This window comes from Collimonas sp. (assembly GCF_035566555.1).
Classification (GTDB): domain Bacteria; phylum Pseudomonadota; class Gammaproteobacteria; order Burkholderiales; family Burkholderiaceae_D; genus Collimonas.
Genome location: NZ_DATMRB010000049.1, coordinates 14,109 through 30,356, shown reverse-complemented (window position 1 = coordinate 30,356; position 16,248 = coordinate 14,109). Strand labels below are relative to the sequence as shown.

The following is a 16,248-nucleotide window of genomic DNA, read 5'->3' as shown; positions in this document are numbered from 1 at the left end:
CGAAGGACTTTTGAAAGGCAAGCGTTGCACGGTCTTGCTAGCTTCGGGTGGTAGCTATACAGTGGGGTCGCCGATTCGAGACCGGGACATAGCAACGCAGTGGCTGCGCCTCATCTTGAATGTTCTCGGTATTGAAAATGTTGAATTTGTAGCGGCAGGCGGTACAAAGGTGATCGACCTAGGTGAACAGTCTCGATCCGAATACATGGCGTCGATAATCCCGCTGATCCGAGACGCGGTGAGTCCGTAAAGCGTCAGTTAAATCATGGATGGGGCGCCGTCTGGCGTACAGACGGTGCTACACCCTGACGCTTACTATGCTCTCTACTAGTTGCCGCCTTGATTAAAAAAACGCGGCGATAATCCTCGTTTCCACGAAGATAGTCCTCAAACGTTTACAAGACCAACTATTGAGTCTCGCCGGCACAGACGATGCCGCGGTGGCGGTTATTTCAAAGATCGTCGCAGAAGAGCAGCAACACCATGATCAGTCCCTATCTCATTTGATTCCAGATCATATTTTGTCAAACGTGATCAACCGCATAGTTACAACCTCAACTGAATCCGTAATTTGGATCGGGATGCGAACGTGAAATTCGCTCGCCGGCATTGTGATAGTCTGCTTTGCGGCGTAACGAGTTTGCCATGGCTGGTCAAAATCGGCCAGATGCGCTCATCCGCTTGCCACGCCAATGCGATCTTATTTTGACAATATCTGGGAGGAATATGTTTGCGAAACAGTCCAGGACGGCGGTTATGATCCTACTCACCATGGTGAGCGGCATCGCAAGCGCGCAAGTCAAATCGCTCTGCGAAAAAAATGAGAACACAGTCTGGTCATGCCAAGCTGGGAAAAAAATCTACTCAATCTGCTCCTCCAAGGACTTAACGAGCACCACCGGGTACTTGCAGTACCGCGCGGGGACGCTTGAAAGAACTGAATTTAAATTTCCAGCAGAATTGCAGCACCCAAAGGGGCGCTTTGAATACGGCTTATTACCCCATGGGGCCCAGCTCAGTTTCAAGAACGATCATTACAGTTATGAAATCAGTGAGCCTTTAATTGGGCAAGCGGCGATTGATATCTCAAAGGATGACAAGCATCTGTCCACACTCCAATGCAGCGCGTCGACGCAATCACTGAGTGACAATACAACGATGGATATTTTTAAAACCGTCGGCGCATATCAATAAGCCGCAACAATGACCCGGCGCATTGGATGTCAGCATCCAATGCGCTGAATAGATGGATTACCACCTGGCGACCACAAAGCCCCCGGTTGATGGCCAACTTACCCCGAGAAAGAGTCTGCATGAAAGATATAGTCAAATCCCTCATCTGCCCGCCCATGATTTTGCCCGTTTTGAGCATGTCTGAGTCTGCATCAGCTGTCGAGGCGAACTATGCCGAGGAAATCGTCCAGAAACAGTTCGATGCCTACAATGCGCGCGACATGGAAGCTTTCCTTGCCACGTATGCGGACGACGTCGAGCTTTTCAGCTTTCCCAACGCACGCACGTCGCAGGGCAAGGAGGAAATGCGCAAGCGCTATACGGTACGGTTCAGCGATACGATTTTGCATGGCATCGTCGTCAAGCGCATTGTCATGGGAAATACCGTCATCGACCATGAGCGCGTGCGCGTCACGCTGCCCGAAGGACCGGGTGTTATGCAGGCGATTGCCATTTATGAAGTCCAGGATGGAAAAATCGCCAAAGTGACATTTATTTCCGGGAAAAGAACGCCGGGCGAAACACTGTAAGCTGATGAGTGGCCGGCACATCGTGGCCATGAGCAGCCTTTGAAGCAATGTAGAAAAAGATGTCACATACAGCTAAACATGCCATGAAAATACGCCACCTGGTTCTTCTGCGCTTCAAACAAGATACCCCGGCAAGTGAGCAAGCGCACTGCATGCGCGACTTCGCCGGGCTTGCCGATTTGATCGAGGGCATTGTCGACTTCGAACACGGCGCCAACATCAGTCCGGAAGGATTGGATAAAGGCTATACGCACGCTGCGATGATCACGTTTTCCAGTCAGGCCTTCCGGGACGCCTATCTTGTTCATGTCGCGCACCTTGCTTTCGTGGAGCGGCTGAAGCCTTGGCTCGATGAGGTTTTGGTGTTCGATTACGGCTTTTAATGGATGACTGTGCGTAAAAGCTGTTTCCGATGAAGGATAAGAAATGCATAGAAGGTCCTGACACTGGAATGCATCGCAAGATTCCAGGAGAGCAGCTTCCCTTTTCTCCAAAAAGAACAAATTTAAAAACTGCGCAGTGAATCCTCTTTTCAAATAAAAGAAAGAAGAATAATGCCCAAGATGGCCATCGTCACCGCCTGTGTCATCTTCACCCTGGCGCAGCTTGATGCTTACGCCGGCGATGCCTTCTACGTCAACCCTGGTTCATCTGCAGCACAATGGGTAAAGGCGAATCCCGACGATCCCCGCGCGGCAAAAATCCAGTCATCGATTGCGGATGTGCCGGCCGCCAGGTGGCTGACCGGAACCAGCCAGACGACGGACAAGCTTACCGAAATAGTCAGCCACTACGTTGCGGCTGCGGATAACGTCCATAAAATCCCGATTCTTGTCGCATATAATTTGCCTGGCCGTGACTGCAGCGGCGGCGCGTCTGCCGGAGGCGCGGCGAATGCGGCCGACTACCGGGTCTGGATAGACGACTTTATCAATGGCATTGGCGGCAGGCGCGCGGTCGTCATCCTGGAGCCGGATGCGCTGGCGGACATGGAATGTCTAAGCCCGGCGAAACGCGGCGAACGCCTGGACCTGTTCAATTATGCGGTGACAGGGTTCAAGCAACGTACGCCCCATGCGGATGTTTACCTGGACGCAGGGAATGCGGGCTGGAAACCGTCAGGCAGCATGGCTGGCTACCTGAATGCAGCGGGCGTAAAGGGCGCCCGGGGATTTGCATTGAATGTCTCTAATTTCTACACACTCGATCAATCCCGCGCTTACGGCGAGGCGATCAATGCCACATTATCTTCCGAGTACGGCTACACAAAATCCATGGTGGTCGATACGAGCCGGAACGGTAATGGTGCCAGGCCCGGCGACTGGTGCAATCCTCCCGGACGCAAGATCGGCGCCCGTAGTCAAGCCGTCGCGGAAAACGTGCTGGCGGTCTGGGTCAAAATTCCAGGCAATTCGGACGGTTCGTCGTCATCCGCCAGGAACTGTCACGGCGGCCCCGCGGCCGGTACATTCAGTCCCGATCTGGCGGTTCGTCTTATCGATGGCAAGTAAAAAAATCGTGGTTTTCCTTCCGTGATTGCATCAGGAAGCTGACTGCAGAATCTGATATTGAGCTTTGCAGTCAGGCCGGGATATCGTCAGTAGCGCATATTGCGCCGATTTGAAAAGTCCCGCAGCAAGAACGCCTTATGCGTTAAATCGCACCGCCTGCCGCGCCAGCAAGCGCCATTGGCCGTCATGCTTTTTCCAGACCATCAGGATCTTCAGCGATACATTGCCCGGCTTGCCTGAATCGTTGGTGACGGCCGTAAAGGTATGTCGCACCACGGCGGTATCCTGCACGATCTTGATGCTCTGGTCGGACAGGGCGATGCTGACGAAATTCGACTCGCCGCTGACCAGCGCCGCGATGAACTCCGCCTTGTCCTGTACCTTGCCGTTTGAATGGCCGTAACTCAGTTCATCCATCACCAGCGGTTTCAATGCCGCGCCATCGCCCGGATGATTCATTGCCGCCCTTAGCGCCTCGACCGCGTTTGCTACGGCCTGTTCATCGGCCATCGGAGCGGCCGCGGCTCCCTGTGCAAAAGCCATGGCGCAAACCAGTGCGCCGCATAACAGCATCCACTTCTTGAACATTGTTGTCTCCTTCGGATTGGTATCGGGTTTTAATTATCAGTCATCCTACAACATATGAAAAGATGTTTAACGTGGAAAAGTCGGATATACATGATGATTCAGTGTTTGACAAGCTAATGTGGCGGGACGGATAATCACCTAAGTTATATGATGACGTACCACATGGTATAAAACACGGCAACGGTGAATGCGCGAGAATCAGACGCTCATCGGGTATCCGCAGTACATCGACAGGAAACACGGGGTAGAGCATGAGCGATACAGAAAGCAAAGCAGGGGATGGCAGGAAATATGGCCGCTTGTTACTGACCGGCGCCGGCGGCGGCCTGGGGCGGGTGCTGCGGCCACGCATGGCGGCATTTGCCGATATCGTCAGGGTGTCCGATCTGGCGGCTGCGCTGGAGGCTGGCATCGGCGCGCATGAAGAAATCCGGCCTTGCAACCTGGCCGACCGCGCCGCGGTCGATGCGCTGGTGGCAGGCTGCGACGCCATCGTCCACCTGGGCGGCGTTTCGGTAGAGCGGCCTTTCGAGGAAATCCTGGAAGCCAACATCAAGGGCGTGTTCCATGTGTACGAAGCGGCGCGCCGCCATGGCGTCAAGCGCGTGGTGTTCGCCAGCTCCAACCATGTCACCGGCTTCTACCGCCAGGACGAGGTCATCGATGCCCACGACCTGCGCCGCCCCGATGGCTATTACGGTTTGTCAAAATCCTACGGCGAAGACATGGCGCAGCTGCACTTCGACCGCTACGGCATCGAAACCGTCAGCATCCGCATCGGCTACTCTTTCCCGCAAGCCAAGGACCGCCGCTCGCTGGCCAGCTGGCTGAGCTATGACGACTTGACCGAGCTGTTGCGCTGCGCGCTGTTCGCGCCTGGCGTTGGTCACACCGTGGTGTATGGCGTTTCCGATAACGCCGGCAGCTGGTGGAATAACCGCTACGCCGCGCATCTGGGTTTTGTAGCGCGCGATAGCTCAGAGCAGTTCCGCGCCGCCATCGAAGCGCAGCCTATGCCGGCGCCGGACGATCCGGTGCGCAAGTTCCAGGGCGGCCTGTTTACCGTAGCCGGGCCGTTTGATCCGCAGTGAGGCGGGGTTAGTGGGCCAGCCGATGATGGCTGGCAGTAGAGAATATGATTTGCAGGGCTTGCCTCAGATGGCAATCCAGAGCGCAAGCTCCGGATTGCCATTTTTTCTTCAGGCGGTATGCAAGGCGCCATCCACCAGGCGCGTCAAGCCCAGCGGATTGCCATCCTGCAGCGCTGCCGGCAGCAGGGCGCCCGGCAAGTCCTGATAGCACACCGGCCGCACGAAGCGGTCGATGGCGCTGGCGCCGACCGAGGTGCTGCGGCTGTCGGAGGTGGCAGGGAAGGGGCCGCCGTGCACCATCGCATACGCTACTTCGACGCCGGTAGGGAAGCCGTTGACCAGGATGCGGCCGGCTTTGCGCTCTAGCGTCGGCAGCAGCGTCCGGGCCAGCGCGTGGTCGGCGGCGTCGAGTTGCAGGGTGGCGGTCAGCTGGCCGGCCAGGTGTTCCGCTACCGCGCGCATCTCGGCTTCGTCCTGGCAGGCGACGATCAGCGAGCTGGGGCCGAAAATTTCATCTTCCAGCTGTTCGCTGGCGAGGAAGGTGGCGGCGTCGGTGGCGAACAAGGCTGCTTGTGCCGCGCATGGCGCGGTCGCGGCCATGCCGAGTCCGACGGCGTCGACGCCGCTGGTTGCGTGCATGCGTTCGACGCCGGCGACATAGGCGCCGTGGATGCCGGGGGTCAGCATGGTGCCCGCTGCCTTGGCTTTCAGTGCGTTCGATGCCGCTTCCTGGAACTGCGCCAGGTGTTCGCCTGCCAGGCCGATCACCAGGCCGGGGTTGGTGCAGAACTGGCCGACGCCCATGGTCAGGGAGTCGGCGAAGGCGCTGCCGATCTGGCTTGCTCTTGCTGCGAGTGCATTCGGCAGCAGGAACATGGGATTGATGCTGCTCATTTCGGCATACACCGGGATCGGTTCGCGCCGCTGGGCGGCGGCGCGCATCAGGGCCAGGCCGCCCTGGCGTGAGCCGGTGAAGCCGACTGCCTTGATGGCGGCATGGCTGACCAGGGCCTGGCCGACTTCGTTGCCGCTGCCGATGATCAGCGAGAACACGCCTTCTGGCAGCTGGCAGGCGGCGACGGCTTGCTGGATGACGCGGCCGACCAGTTCCGAGGTGCCGGGGTGGGCATTGTGGGTTTTGACTACTACCGGGCAGCCGGCTGCCAGTGCTGCGGCGGTGTCGCCGCCTGCCACCGAGAACGCTAGCGGGAAGTTGCTGGCGCCGAACACGGCGACGGGGCCGATGGCGATCTTGCGCAGGCGCAGGTCGGAGCGCGGCGGTGTGCGTTCTGGCAGTGCCGAATCGAGGGTGGCGCTGAGGTAGTGGCCGTCGCGGATGACTTTGGCGAACAGGCGCAGCTGGCCGACGGTGCGGCCGCGTTCGCCTTCGAGGCGGGCGGCGGGGAGGCCGGATTCCTGGCTGGCGCGTTCGATCAGTTGCGGGCCGAGGGCGAGGATGCCGGTGGCGATTTCTTCGAGGAATTGGGCGCGTTGTTCGGGGGTGGTTTCGCGGTAGGCGTCGAAGGCTTGCTGTGCAAGCTTGCAGGCGCGCTCCACTTCTGCTGTGCTGCCGGCGCCGAAGTCGGGGGCGATGGTTTCGTTGGTGGCGGGATTGACGGCGCGCAGGCTGCCTTCTGTGCCGCGTACTGCAGTCTGGCCGATGAGCATTTCACCAGTGATATTCATGTATTTTCCTCAATTCGATTATGTGCGCCACCAACAGCGTAGTTAAATGGGGTCAGAGTTTTTTTTCGCGGCCTTTTGCGAAAATTACTCTGACCCCATTTAACGGGCCACGGAGTAGGTGCGGTGGCATGCTAAGAACGGTTAGTGCGTTGCTGAAACGGTAGCTACTCCGTGGATACAAGCCGGGAGTGGCCCGGCAGCCAGTCACTTTTTCTTGCTTCGCCAAGAAAAAGTAACCAAAAAGAAGGCGACCGCACAGCCGTTGCCCGCCTTCGGCGGGTCCCCAAATGAGGCGGGCGCCAGTCGGATGGGGCACAAACTCGCTTCGCTCAAACATGTGCCCCATAATTCCCGACTGGCCCCCGCCCCATTTGGCAACGTCCGCATGCGGGGTACGTCAAAAGCAACGGCAACGGCAACGTCAAAAGCAACGGCAACTTCCAAAGCTCTGCATTTTTACGGCATCGATTTCAAGCGATCCGCGCCGTTGCCAATCCGGACATTTACTGCGGCCCTTGCGCCAGGATCAGCGCTTTCAGCTGTTCGCGTTCTTCTGCGTTGAGGTCGATCAGCGGGGTGCGCACCGGGCCGCCGTCGTGGCCGACGATGGTGGCGCCGGCCTTGACGATGCTTACCGCGTAGCCGGCTTTCTTGTTGCGGATGGCCAGGTAGGGCAGGAAGAAGTTGTCCAGCAGGCGGCCGGTGGTGGCGTGGTCGTCGTTCTTGACGGCGGTGTAGAAGTCCATCGCCAGCTTGGGCAGGAAGTTGAACACCGCCGACGAATAGACCGGAACGCCCAGCGCCTTGTAGGGCGCGGCAAACAGTTCCGCGGTCGGCAGGCCGCCGAGGTAGGTCAGGCGGTCGCCCAGGCGGCGGCGGATCGAGACCATCAGTTCGATGTCGCCGATGCCGTCCTTGAAGCCGATCAGGTTCGGGCAGCGCGCCGCCAGCAGCTCCACCGAATCAGCGTTCAGGCGGCAGATGCCGCGGTTGTACACCACCACGCCGAATTTGACCGAATTGCAAATGGCTTCGACATGCGCGACCAGGCCGTCTTGCGAGGCTTCCGTCAGGTAGTGCGGCATCAGCAGGATGCCTTGCGTGCCTAGACGCTCTGCTTCTTGCGCAAAAGCGATGGCGGCGCGGGTCGGGCCGCCGGCGCCGGCCAGGATAGGTACTTTGCCGCGGCAGGTCTCGACCGCCACCTTTACCACGTTGGAATACTCGGAGCTCGTCAGCGAAAAGAATTCGCCGGTGCCGCCTGCCACGAACAAGGCACTCGCACCGTAGGGCGCCAGCCATTCCAGCCGTTCGGCATAGGTGCTCGGGCGGAAGTCGCCTTGCGCATCGAAGTCGGTGATCGGGAAGGACAGCAGGCCGGAGGAAAGTGTTTGCTTGAGTTCTTGAGGAGTCGTCATGGTCTCGGTGGTGTGTAGTGCTGCGGTTGATAACGGAATGCCTGCTCAAAAGAAGGTTTTGGCATCTCGACTTAAGTTATCAGTCATCGTACAACAAAGAATTGCAGTGCGCAAGCCTAAATTGTTGCTGCTTTAATCAGGAAGGATGAGTGGAGGATGAGAGGGGGAGCCGAAGCGCAGCGCAGGCTGCGCGATTGCGGCCGCTGCGAACGGCCCCGCCCGGGGTTGCCGGACGGCAGGGGGTATTACGCCGCCGATCCCATGCTGTCCTGCACCTTGCGCAAGCGCTCGCGGCTGTTGCTCAGGTGAGTGCGCATGGCGGCGCGGGCGCTGTCGGCATCCTGGCGCACGATGGCGTTGTAGATGTCTTCATGCTCGCGGTGCACGCGGTCGAGATAGGCGGCCGGATCGTCGTGCGCCAGGCGCGCCGAGTTGATGCGGGTGCGCGGAATGATGGTGGTGCCGAGATGGCTCAGGATATCGACGAAGTAGCGGTTGCCGGTGGCTTGTGCGATATGCAGGTGGAACTGGACATCGGCCGCCACCGAGTCGCCGCGCTCGTGCGCGCTCTTCTGGAAGGCGTCCAGCGCCAGCCGCATCTGCGCCAGCTGCTCCTCATTGCGCCGCGCCGCTGCCAGGCCGGCGGCTTCCGCTTCGAGGCTGATGCGCAGTTCCAGGATCGCCAGGATGTCGCGCATGGTGATCACGGTTTCCGGGTCGATATCGAAATTGCTGGTGTTGCTGGCGGCCAATACAAAAGTGCCGATGCCATGCCGCGTCTCAACCAGTCCGGACGCTTGCAGATGCGAAATCGCCTCGCGGATAACCGTGCGGCTGACGCCCTGAGTACGCATCAATTCCGATTCGGTCGGCAATTTATCGCCAGGCTTGCTGCTGCCGTCGCGGATGCTGTCGGCAATATTGGCGACCACGCTCTGCGCCAGGTTGCGATGCTTCTTGCGCGGGGCGCCGGGAGCGGACTGAGGATTGAGCGGTGTATTCATGGATGTGGGCCGCGGGTTGGTAATTCTGGTTGCTAAATTAATTAGCGCTGATTATACTACGAAACTAGTTGTAGGATGACTGATAACATAACATTGGTTTCGGATAGGTAACAATAAAAATAGTGCTGGAAAGCTATTCCATCGCGAGCGCAGACGCTGGCAGCAACAGGAGACGTTTTGAATATCGAGAAAGCGGGTGCTTCGGCGCCGGTGCAGGGCAAGCGCGGCAATGTGCGCTACATGATCTTGTTCATGTTGTTTGCAGTAACTACCTTCAACTACGCTGACCGCGCGATCCTGTCGATTGCCGGCACCGCGATGAAGAGCGAGCTGGGATTCGACGCGGTCACCATGGGCTTCATCTTTTCGGCCTTCAGCTGGGCCTATGTGCTGGGGCAACTGCCCGGCGGCTGGCTGCTGGACCGCTACGGCTCCAAGAAAATCTATGCGATCAGCATTTTCGTCTGGTCGCTGTTTACCCTGCTGCAGGGCGGCGTGCATTTCCTCGGCGCGCTATGGGCGGTGCCAGTGCTGTTCATGCTGCGCTTCATGGTCGGGCTGGCGGAAGCGCCCTCGTTTCCCGCCAACGGCCGTATCGTCGCCGCCTGGTTTCCCACCAGCGAGCGCGGCACCGCCTCGGCCATCTTCAACTCGGCGCAATATTTCGCGACGGTGCTGTTTGCACCGCTGATGGCGTGGATCACCCATGCCTACGGCTGGTCGGAGACCTTTGTCGTCATGGGCGTGGCCGGGCTGGTGATGAGCATGATCTGGCTGCGCACGATCTACAGCCCGAAAGACCATCCGCGCCTGAGCGGCGCCGAGCTGGCGCATATCCGCGACGGCGGCGGCCTGGTGGAGATGGACCAGGGCCTGGGCAGCAGCGCCGCTGCCGATGCACCCAAGGTCAACCGCGGCGCCAAGCTGGCCTACCTCAAGCAGCTGCTGAGCAACCGCATGCTGGCCGGCGTCTACCTGGGCCAGTACTGCATCAATACGATTACCTATTTCTTCCTGACCTGGTTTCCGATCTACCTGGTGCAGGAGCGCGGCATGTCGATCCTGAAAGCCGGCTTCATCGCCTCGCTGCCGGCGGTCTGCGGCTTCCTCGGCGGCGTGCTGGGCGGTTTGATTTCGGACAAGCTGATCAAGCGCGGCTTCAGCCTGACCTGGGCGCGCAAGATCCCGATCGTCGCCGGCCTGCTGCTGTCGACCACCATGGTCTTGTGCAATTATGTCGATACCCAATGGATGGTGGTCGGCATCATGGCCCTGGCGTTCTTCGGCAAGGGCGTCGGCGCGCTGGGCTGGGCGGTGGTGGCGGATACTTCGCCGAAAGAGATCATCGGCCTGACCGGCAGCCTGTTCAACATGTTCGGCAATATTGCCGGCATCACGGCGCCGATCGTGATCGGCTATATCATCAAGGAAACCGGCAACTTCGAGTGGGCGCTGGTATATGTCGGCGCCAATGCCTTGCTGGCGGTGATCAGCTACCTGGTGATCGTCAAGGATATCAAGCGCGTGGTGCTCAAGCCGCTCGATGGCGCGGAACAGCCATACAAGAAATTATCCGGAGTGGAAACACGATGAACAGCATAGCGACAAGTGCGCCTTTATACATCCGCATGCAGGACCAGGACAACGTCGCCATCGTGGCGAATGACGGCGGCCTGCCGGCTGGAACCGTATTTCCCTGTGGACTGGCGTTGCGCGATAGGGTGCCGCAAGGCCACAAGCTGGCGCTGCGCGACCTCGCCGAAGGTGAGCCCATCATCCGCTACGGCGTCGCCATCGGCTATGCGCAGCGCGCAATACCGCAAGGCAGCTGGATAGAAGAATCGCTGGTGCGGATGCCGCCGGCGCGCGAACTGAGCAACCTGCCGATCGCCACCCGGGTGCCGGTCGCGGCTGCACCGCTGGAAGGCTATAGCTTCGAAGGCTACCGCAATGCCGACGGCACGGTCGGCACCCGCAACATCCTGGCGATCAGCACCACGGTGCAATGCGTGTCGGGCGTGGTGGAGCATGCGGTCAAACGCATCAAGGCCGAACTGCTGCCCAAGTATCCACATGTGGACGACGTCATCGGCCTGGAACACACTTACGGCTGCGGCGTGGCGATCGATGCGCCGGGCGCGGAAATTCCGATCCGCACCCTGCGCAACATCAGCATGAATCCGAACTTCGGCGGCCAGGCCATGGTGGTCAGCCTGGGCTGCGAAAAGCTGCAGCCGGGCCGCTTGTTCCCGCAAGGCGCGATTCCGATCCAGAACACCGGCGGCAAGGAAGACGGCTTGCGCGTGGTCTGCCTGCAGGACGCGGAACATGTCGGTTTCGAATCGATGATCGTCTCCATCATGGCGACCGCGGAAGAACAGTTGAACGAACTGAACCGGCGCCGCCGCGAAACCTGCCCGGCTTCGGAGCTGACGGTCGGCGTGCAGTGCGGCGGCAGCGATGCCTTTTCCGGCGTCACCGCCAATCCGGCGGTGGGCTACGCCACCGACCTGCTGGTGCGGGCCGGCGCTACCGTGATGTTTTCTGAAACCACCGAAGTGCGCGACGGCATCGACCAGCTCACCGCGCGCGCCGCCAATGCGGAAGTCGCCGCCGCCATGATCCGCGAGATGGCCTGGTATGACGACTACCTGACGCGCGGCGGCGTCGACCGCAGCGCCAACACCACGCCCGGCAATAAAAAAGGCGGCCTGGCGAATATCGTCGAGAAGGCCATGGGTTCCATCGTCAAATCCGGCAGCAGCGTGATTTCCGGCGTGCTGTCTCCCGGCGACAAGGTCAGGCAGAAAGGTTTGATCTACGCTGCTACGCCGGCCAGCGATTTCGTCTGCGGCACTTTGCAGCTGGCCGCCGGCATGAACCTGCATGTGTTCACCACCGGGCGCGGCACACCCTACGGCCTGGCCGCGGTGCCGGTGATCAAGGTGGCCACGCGCAACGACCTGGCGCGGCGCTGGCACGACCTGATGGATGTCAACGCCGGCCGCATCGCCAGCGGCGAAGCCAGCATCGAGGACGTCGGCTGGGAGCTGTTCCGCCTGATGCTGGACGTCGCCAGCGGCCGCAAGCAGACCTGGGCCGAACACCACAAATTGCATAATGCCCTGACCCTGTTCAATCCGGCGCCGATTACCTGATCGCCGCAATCGCATCCTGCGCGATTCAGGCAGCGAGCGTTTCGGCTCTATGGAACAGCTTGGCGACGATGGTCCACTTGCCTTCCACCTTGAGCAGGTTGAGATAGTCGACCATGATGTTGTCGAACAGCCGCAGGCGCACCTTGACCATCGCCATCTCCGGCGACATCACATCCACCATCAGTATCTCGTCCAGGCGCGCAAAACCGCGCGCCTGCGGCGATTCACGGCCCTGCACCATCTTGCGGTATTCCTGGAAGGGACGGACGGTGACGGCGCCATCCTGGGCAGAGTACAAGACGCAGCCGGGGTGAAACACCTGGTCGAACTTGGCCAGGTCCTGGCTTTGCAGCACGTCGAAATAATCTTTCAGCATGGTTTGGATTTCATTGAGTATCATGGAGTTTCTCATTTCTGGTGGTTGATGGAAGCACGGCGGCTGGCCGGGGACGGCCTGTCGGGCAGGCAATGCATTATCAAATCCGTCCAGCTGCATGTATAGCGCTTCTTTTTCACACATTTTGCGAAAGAAATTCACGGTGAAACTGCCCCCGCTACCCGCATTGCGTGCATTTGAAGCACTGGCCCGGTTGGGCAAGGTGATCGATGCTGCCGAGGAGCTGCACGTCACGCACAGCGCCGTCAGCCACCAGGTGAAAGCCCTGGAAGACTACATCGGCTTGCCGCTGGTGACGCGCGCGGGGCGCTCCCTGACGCTGACGGAAGAAGGACGCGTCTACGCTTACCAGGTGCGCCAGGCGCTGGCCGAGATCGCCGGCGCCACCGACAAGATCCAGCGCCGGCCGCGGGATAGCCAGCTGACGATTTCCGTAGTGCCGTCCTTCGGCACCTACTGGCTGCTGCCGCGCCTGCATGACTTCATTGCGGCTCATCCAGAATTGCAGATCAGCTTGACGGCAAGCATGGCGTTCGCCGATTTCGACAAGGAACTGCCGGATTGCGCCATCCGCTTCGGCCACGGCCAGTGGCCGGATGTGCATTGCGAACCCCTGATGGACGACAGCTTGCTGGTGGTCGCCGCGCCAGGCTTCAACGGCGGCGACCTGGCCATCGCGCCGGACCAGATCATGCAGCTGCCGCTGCTGCACGCCAGCGAAAGCTGGCCGGTGTGGCTGGCGGCGGCCGGCTGCGAGCATTTGCGCCCGCGCGCGGCGCTCGAGTTCACCGATTCCAGCATGATGCTGGAAGCCGCCAGACTGGGTTACGGCGTGGCGCTGACGCGGCGTTCGATCGCCCACGCCATGATCGCCAGAGGGCAGCTGGTGCGGCTCACCGAGATCGAAGCGCCGCACCCGTCGCGCTATTTCCTGGTCTGGCCGGTGCGCAGCCATCAGTCGCCCAAGCTGTTGCAGCTGCTGGCCTGGCTGAAACAGCAGGTGGCGGACTACCAAGGCAGCCTGGCGGCAGTCCGCAAGCCACGTATTCGTAAAAAATAAACCTACCTGGGCAACTCGCGCGATTGCAGGTCGAACGGCACATTCGCCGGGATCTCTTCCGGGTGTTCCTTGTGCTGGAACAGCAGCCCATACTTGGATTCGATGAAGTAGACGCGGTTGCCGACGATGACGCCCGACGAAGGATCGTTCAGTCCGCTGACGATGGTGTCCAGCGTTGCGCTGTCGCCGGCGATCCTGGCGATGCTGATCTGGCCGCCGTAGGGACCTGTCTTGCCGAAGGCATTGCTTTCGAAGATCGCCATGCGGCCGGGAGCGTAGATGCGGATGGCGTCGGCGTTCTTCAGCACGCGCGGCATCTCGATGCGGCTGACCGCGCCGGCCGCGCCGCCTTCTTCGACATCGACCCGCAGCACGTAAGGCACGGCAGTCACCAGGCTGACATACAGGCGGCGTTCGCCGTCGAGTGCGATGCCGTTCAGGTAGAGGCCATCGCTGCCGGCGCCCATGCTCGGATCTTCCTTCCAGATCGTCAGCGCTGCAGCGCCCGGCAACAGGCGCAATACGCGCGGATGAAAGGAATCGGTGACGTACAGTGTGCCGCGGCTATCCTGCACCAGGTCGTTGCAATAGCCTTTGTCCGGCATGGCATAGCTGGCGCGCGGCGCGCCGCTGTCGAGGTCGTAGCTTTTCAGCGCGCTTGGCGTGGAAGGCACGCTGGTGAAGCCCCAGTTGCCGGAGCAGACCCACAGCAATTTATGCGCGGCGTCGACCAGTACGCCCTGGCCGTTGGCGAGACCGTTGGAGCCGGGCGTCACCAGGATTTCCGGTGCGCTGCCATCCGGCCGCACCCGCGCCACCGCGCCCTGGCGCCAGCTGCCGACATAAAACGCGCCGTCCGGTCCGGTCGCCAGGCTTTCCGGATACCAGTCCGCAGGCAGATTCAGGGTCGGCAGGGTCTTTGCGGCATCGGCGGCAAGCACAGGCTGCATTGCGCAAAACAAGGCGCCCAGCAAGGTTGCTGACAAGGCGAGACTGCGCAAAAGGCTGTGTGGCTTCATTTTTTTCTCCATATCGTGGCTAGACGTGGCCATTCTCATTCCGGCGCCTTATTTGATAAACTGGGCAATACTTTACTCACTCGACACTCAGGCTTTAGAATGGATAGATTGACAAGCATGGCCGTATTCGTCCGCGTGGTGGAAAAAGGTAGTTTCGCCGCCGTGGCGGAAGAGTTTTCGCTGTCGACCACCATGGTCGCCAACCACGTGCGGGCGCTGGAGACCCACCTCGGCGCGCGCTTGCTGGACCGCACCACGCGCCGCCACAGCCTGACCGAGATCGGCAGCGTGTATGTGGAACGCTGCCGCGATGTGCTCAACAGCGTGCAGGCCGCCGACTATGTCGCCGAAGCGTTGCGCGCGGTCCCGCGCGGCAAGTTGCGCATGACTTCGCCGGTCACCTACGGCGCACATCGCTTGGTGCCGTTGATCGGCGAGTACATGACGCTGTACCCGGAAGTGCAGGTGGAACTGGTCTTGAACGACCGCGTGGTGGATATGGTGGAAGAAGGTTTTGAAGTGGCGCTGCGTTCCGGCATGGTGGACGGCGCCAATCTGGTCGCTCGCCCGCTGCGCCCGTCGCGCATGTTTGCGGTAGCCAGCCCGGCCTATTTAAAACGCCACGGCACGCCACGGCATCCGGCCGAGCTGAGCGGGTATAACTGCCTTGGCTTCATGTCATGGGGCAAGGATCACTCCTGGCGCTTCAGCCAAGGCGAGCAGCTTGAGGTGGTGCCGGTGCGCGGCTCTTTCGTCAGCAATAACGGCCAGGCTTTGCTGACCGCGGCGCTGAACGGTATCGGTGTGGTGGTGCAAGCCGATGTGCTGCTGGACGCTGCCATCGCTTCCGGCCAACTGGTGCTGCTATTGCCGGAGTGGTCCTTGCCGGGCCGGCCGATCCACCTGGTGCGCACCCGCGATGCGCGGCCGACCGCCAAGCTGCGCACCTTTGTCGATTTCCTGGTGGAGCGGCTCGGCTGAGATGGCGGCTATCTGTCGTTACAGGCTGAGCCGATAGAACTTGGTGTCCAATGCCATGCGCGGGAACGCCGCCGGCAGATCCGCCGGCGTAATCTCGGCAAAGCCGTTCTTTTCATAGAAACGATGCGCGGCCAGGAAGGCGGCGGTGGTGCCCAGGAAGACTTCCTGCAATCCCTGCGCCCTGGACCAGTCGATCAGTGTCTGCAGCAGGCGTTGCGCGACCTGATGCTCGCGTCCGCGGAACGGCGCCTGCACGAACATCTTGCGCAGCGCTCCCTGGCGGTTGCCGATATCGCGCAGCGAGATGCTGCCCACCACTTCGTCCTGTGCCAGCGCCAGCCAGAAATTTCCGTGGCCGCTTTGATAGAAATTGGGGATGTCGAGCAGGTCGGGCTGGTCCTGCAGGCTGATGGCGAGGCCGAACTCCTGCTGCTGGATTGGCAAGATCAGCTTGGCGACGCCATCGCGGTAAGTGTCTGAATAGCTGTTGATGGTGATCATTTTCTGTCGATCCTGAACCATGGTTTGTCGATGAAGATCGATCCTAGCATGCTTGCCGCCGTGTCTGCAGA

17 protein-coding genes are annotated in these 16,248 nt (G+C 60.3%); 10 read left to right on the top strand and 7 right to left on the bottom strand.

Features of this window, described 5'->3' with window-relative positions:
* From VNZ65_RS07775 to VNZ65_RS07755, 5 genes are all read left to right on the top strand, one after another.
* Positions 1–250: NAD(P)H-dependent oxidoreductase (locus VNZ65_RS07775; RefSeq protein WP_325658701.1), on the top strand; the 250-nt coding region annotated here is incomplete at its 5' end.
* A 506-nt stretch (positions 251–756) separates the two neighbouring features.
* A complete protein-coding gene (locus VNZ65_RS07770; RefSeq protein ID WP_325667695.1) occupies positions 757–1,194 on the top strand; it encodes a hypothetical protein in 438 nt (145 codons plus the stop codon).
* A gap of 119 nt (positions 1,195–1,313) precedes the next feature.
* A complete protein-coding gene (locus VNZ65_RS07765) occupies positions 1,314–1,763 on the top strand; it encodes a nuclear transport factor 2 family protein (RefSeq protein ID WP_325667693.1) in 450 nt (149 codons plus the stop codon).
* 83 nt (positions 1,764–1,846) lie between these two features.
* Positions 1,847–2,146, top strand: coding sequence for a Dabb family protein (locus VNZ65_RS07760; RefSeq protein WP_325667691.1), 300 nt, complete (start codon positions 1,847–1,849; stop codon positions 2,144–2,146).
* Positions 2,147–2,326: 180 nt separating this feature from the next.
* Positions 2,327–3,274, top strand: a complete 948-nt coding sequence (locus VNZ65_RS07755; RefSeq protein WP_325667689.1) for a glycoside hydrolase family 6 protein — start codon at positions 2,327–2,329, stop codon at positions 3,272–3,274.
* A 135-nt stretch (positions 3,275–3,409) separates the two neighbouring features.
* Here VNZ65_RS07755 and VNZ65_RS07750 read toward each other — a convergent pair whose 3' ends face one another.
* Positions 3,410–3,862: a nuclear transport factor 2 family protein gene (locus tag VNZ65_RS07750; protein ID WP_325667687.1), complete on the bottom strand. Its 453-nt coding sequence runs from the start codon at positions 3,860–3,862 to the stop codon at positions 3,410–3,412.
* 251 nt (positions 3,863–4,113) lie between these two features.
* Here VNZ65_RS07750 and VNZ65_RS07745 point away from each other — a divergent pair, with 251 nt between their 5' ends.
* Positions 4,114–4,953 carry an NAD(P)-dependent oxidoreductase gene (locus tag VNZ65_RS07745; protein WP_325667685.1) on the top strand — a complete coding sequence of 280 codons (840 nt, stop codon included), beginning with the start codon at positions 4,114–4,116 and terminating at the stop codon, positions 4,951–4,953.
* A gap of 108 nt (positions 4,954–5,061) precedes the next feature.
* Here VNZ65_RS07745 and VNZ65_RS07740 read toward each other — a convergent pair whose 3' ends face one another.
* The 3 genes from VNZ65_RS07740 to VNZ65_RS07730 all read right to left on the bottom strand — a co-directional run bounded on the left by VNZ65_RS07740 (position 5,062) and on the right by VNZ65_RS07730 (position 9,061).
* Positions 5,062–6,639, bottom strand: a complete 1,578-nt coding sequence (locus VNZ65_RS07740; protein ID WP_325667683.1) for an aldehyde dehydrogenase (NADP(+)) — start codon at positions 6,637–6,639, stop codon at positions 5,062–5,064.
* Positions 6,640–7,142: 503 nt separating this feature from the next.
* Positions 7,143–8,057, bottom strand: a complete 915-nt coding sequence (kdgD, locus tag VNZ65_RS07735) for a 5-dehydro-4-deoxyglucarate dehydratase (RefSeq protein ID WP_325667681.1) — start codon at positions 8,055–8,057, stop codon at positions 7,143–7,145.
* A 245-nt stretch (positions 8,058–8,302) separates the two neighbouring features.
* Positions 8,303–9,061 carry a FadR/GntR family transcriptional regulator gene (locus VNZ65_RS07730; protein WP_325667679.1) on the bottom strand — a complete coding sequence of 253 codons (759 nt, stop codon included), beginning with the start codon at positions 9,059–9,061 and terminating at the stop codon, positions 8,303–8,305.
* A gap of 240 nt (positions 9,062–9,301) precedes the next feature.
* On the opposite strand from VNZ65_RS07730, the gene VNZ65_RS07725 reads away from it, so the two are divergent.
* A complete protein-coding gene (locus VNZ65_RS07725) occupies positions 9,302–10,654 on the top strand; it encodes an MFS transporter (protein WP_325667697.1) in 1,353 nt (450 codons plus the stop codon).
* Positions 10,651–12,219 (top strand): galactarate dehydratase, encoded by a 1,569-nt coding sequence (garD, locus tag VNZ65_RS07720; protein ID WP_325667677.1) that lies wholly within the window; start codon positions 10,651–10,653, stop codon positions 12,217–12,219. Before VNZ65_RS07725 ends, garD begins: the two co-directional genes overlap by 4 nt.
* 25 nt (positions 12,220–12,244) lie before the next feature.
* On the opposite strand, the gene VNZ65_RS07715 is transcribed toward garD, so the two are convergent.
* The gene (locus VNZ65_RS07715) at positions 12,245–12,619 is read right to left on the bottom strand and encodes a nuclear transport factor 2 family protein (RefSeq protein ID WP_325667675.1); all 375 of its coding nucleotides are present in this window, start codon (positions 12,617–12,619) and stop codon (positions 12,245–12,247) included.
* Positions 12,620–12,758: 139 nt separating this feature from the next.
* Here VNZ65_RS07715 and gcvA point away from each other — a divergent pair, with 139 nt between their 5' ends.
* Positions 12,759–13,676, top strand: coding sequence for a transcriptional regulator GcvA (gene gcvA, locus VNZ65_RS07710; RefSeq protein WP_325667674.1), 918 nt, complete (start codon positions 12,759–12,761; stop codon positions 13,674–13,676).
* Positions 13,677–13,678: 2 nt separating this feature from the next.
* On the opposite strand, the gene VNZ65_RS07705 is transcribed toward gcvA, so the two are convergent.
* A complete protein-coding gene (locus VNZ65_RS07705; protein ID WP_325667672.1) occupies positions 13,679–14,695 on the bottom strand; it encodes a hypothetical protein in 1,017 nt (338 codons plus the stop codon).
* A gap of 99 nt (positions 14,696–14,794) precedes the next feature.
* Here VNZ65_RS07705 and VNZ65_RS07700 point away from each other — a divergent pair, with 99 nt between their 5' ends.
* Positions 14,795–15,676 carry a LysR family transcriptional regulator gene (locus VNZ65_RS07700; RefSeq protein WP_325667670.1) on the top strand — a complete coding sequence of 294 codons (882 nt, stop codon included), beginning with the start codon at positions 14,795–14,797 and terminating at the stop codon, positions 15,674–15,676.
* An 18-nt stretch (positions 15,677–15,694) separates the two neighbouring features.
* Here the strand turns inward: VNZ65_RS07700 and VNZ65_RS07695 are convergent, their stop codons facing one another.
* Positions 15,695–16,177, bottom strand: coding sequence for a GNAT family N-acetyltransferase (locus VNZ65_RS07695; RefSeq protein ID WP_325667668.1), 483 nt, complete (start codon positions 16,175–16,177; stop codon positions 15,695–15,697).
* Positions 16,178–16,248 lie beyond the last annotated feature (71 nt).

Excerpts from the sequence above, each read along its gene's own strand:
- VNZ65_RS07725 (WP_325667697.1), top strand. The coding sequence starts at position 9,302 with ATGATCTTGTTCATGTTGTTTGCAGTAACTACCTTCAACTACGCTGAC.
- VNZ65_RS07695 (WP_325667668.1), bottom strand. The coding sequence starts at position 16,177 with ATGATCACCATCAACAGCTATTCAGACACTTACCGCGATGGCGTCGCC.
- VNZ65_RS07745 (WP_325667685.1), top strand. The coding sequence starts at position 4,114 with ATGAGCGATACAGAAAGCAAAGCAGGGGATGGCAGGAAATATGGCCGC.
- VNZ65_RS07740 (WP_325667683.1), bottom strand. The coding sequence starts at position 6,639 with ATGAATATCACTGGTGAAATGCTCATCGGCCAGACTGCAGTACGCGGC.
- VNZ65_RS07760 (WP_325667691.1), top strand. The coding sequence starts at position 1,847 with ATGAAAATACGCCACCTGGTTCTTCTGCGCTTCAAACAAGATACCCCG.
- VNZ65_RS07750 (WP_325667687.1), bottom strand. The coding sequence starts at position 3,862 with ATGTTCAAGAAGTGGATGCTGTTATGCGGCGCACTGGTTTGCGCCATG.
- VNZ65_RS07715 (WP_325667675.1), bottom strand. The coding sequence starts at position 12,619 with ATGATACTCAATGAAATCCAAACCATGCTGAAAGATTATTTCGACGTG.
- VNZ65_RS07705 (WP_325667672.1), bottom strand. The coding sequence starts at position 14,695 with ATGAAGCCACACAGCCTTTTGCGCAGTCTCGCCTTGTCAGCAACCTTG.
- VNZ65_RS07730 (WP_325667679.1), bottom strand. The coding sequence starts at position 9,061 with ATGAATACACCGCTCAATCCTCAGTCCGCTCCCGGCGCCCCGCGCAAG.
- kdgD (WP_325667681.1), bottom strand. The coding sequence starts at position 8,057 with ATGACGACTCCTCAAGAACTCAAGCAAACACTTTCCTCCGGCCTGCTG.
- VNZ65_RS07765 (WP_325667693.1), top strand. The coding sequence starts at position 1,314 with ATGAAAGATATAGTCAAATCCCTCATCTGCCCGCCCATGATTTTGCCC.
- garD (WP_325667677.1), top strand. The coding sequence starts at position 10,651 with ATGAACAGCATAGCGACAAGTGCGCCTTTATACATCCGCATGCAGGAC.
- VNZ65_RS07700 (WP_325667670.1), top strand. The coding sequence starts at position 14,795 with ATGGATAGATTGACAAGCATGGCCGTATTCGTCCGCGTGGTGGAAAAA.
- VNZ65_RS07755 (WP_325667689.1), top strand. The coding sequence starts at position 2,327 with ATGGCCATCGTCACCGCCTGTGTCATCTTCACCCTGGCGCAGCTTGAT.
- VNZ65_RS07770 (WP_325667695.1), top strand. The coding sequence starts at position 757 with ATGATCCTACTCACCATGGTGAGCGGCATCGCAAGCGCGCAAGTCAAA.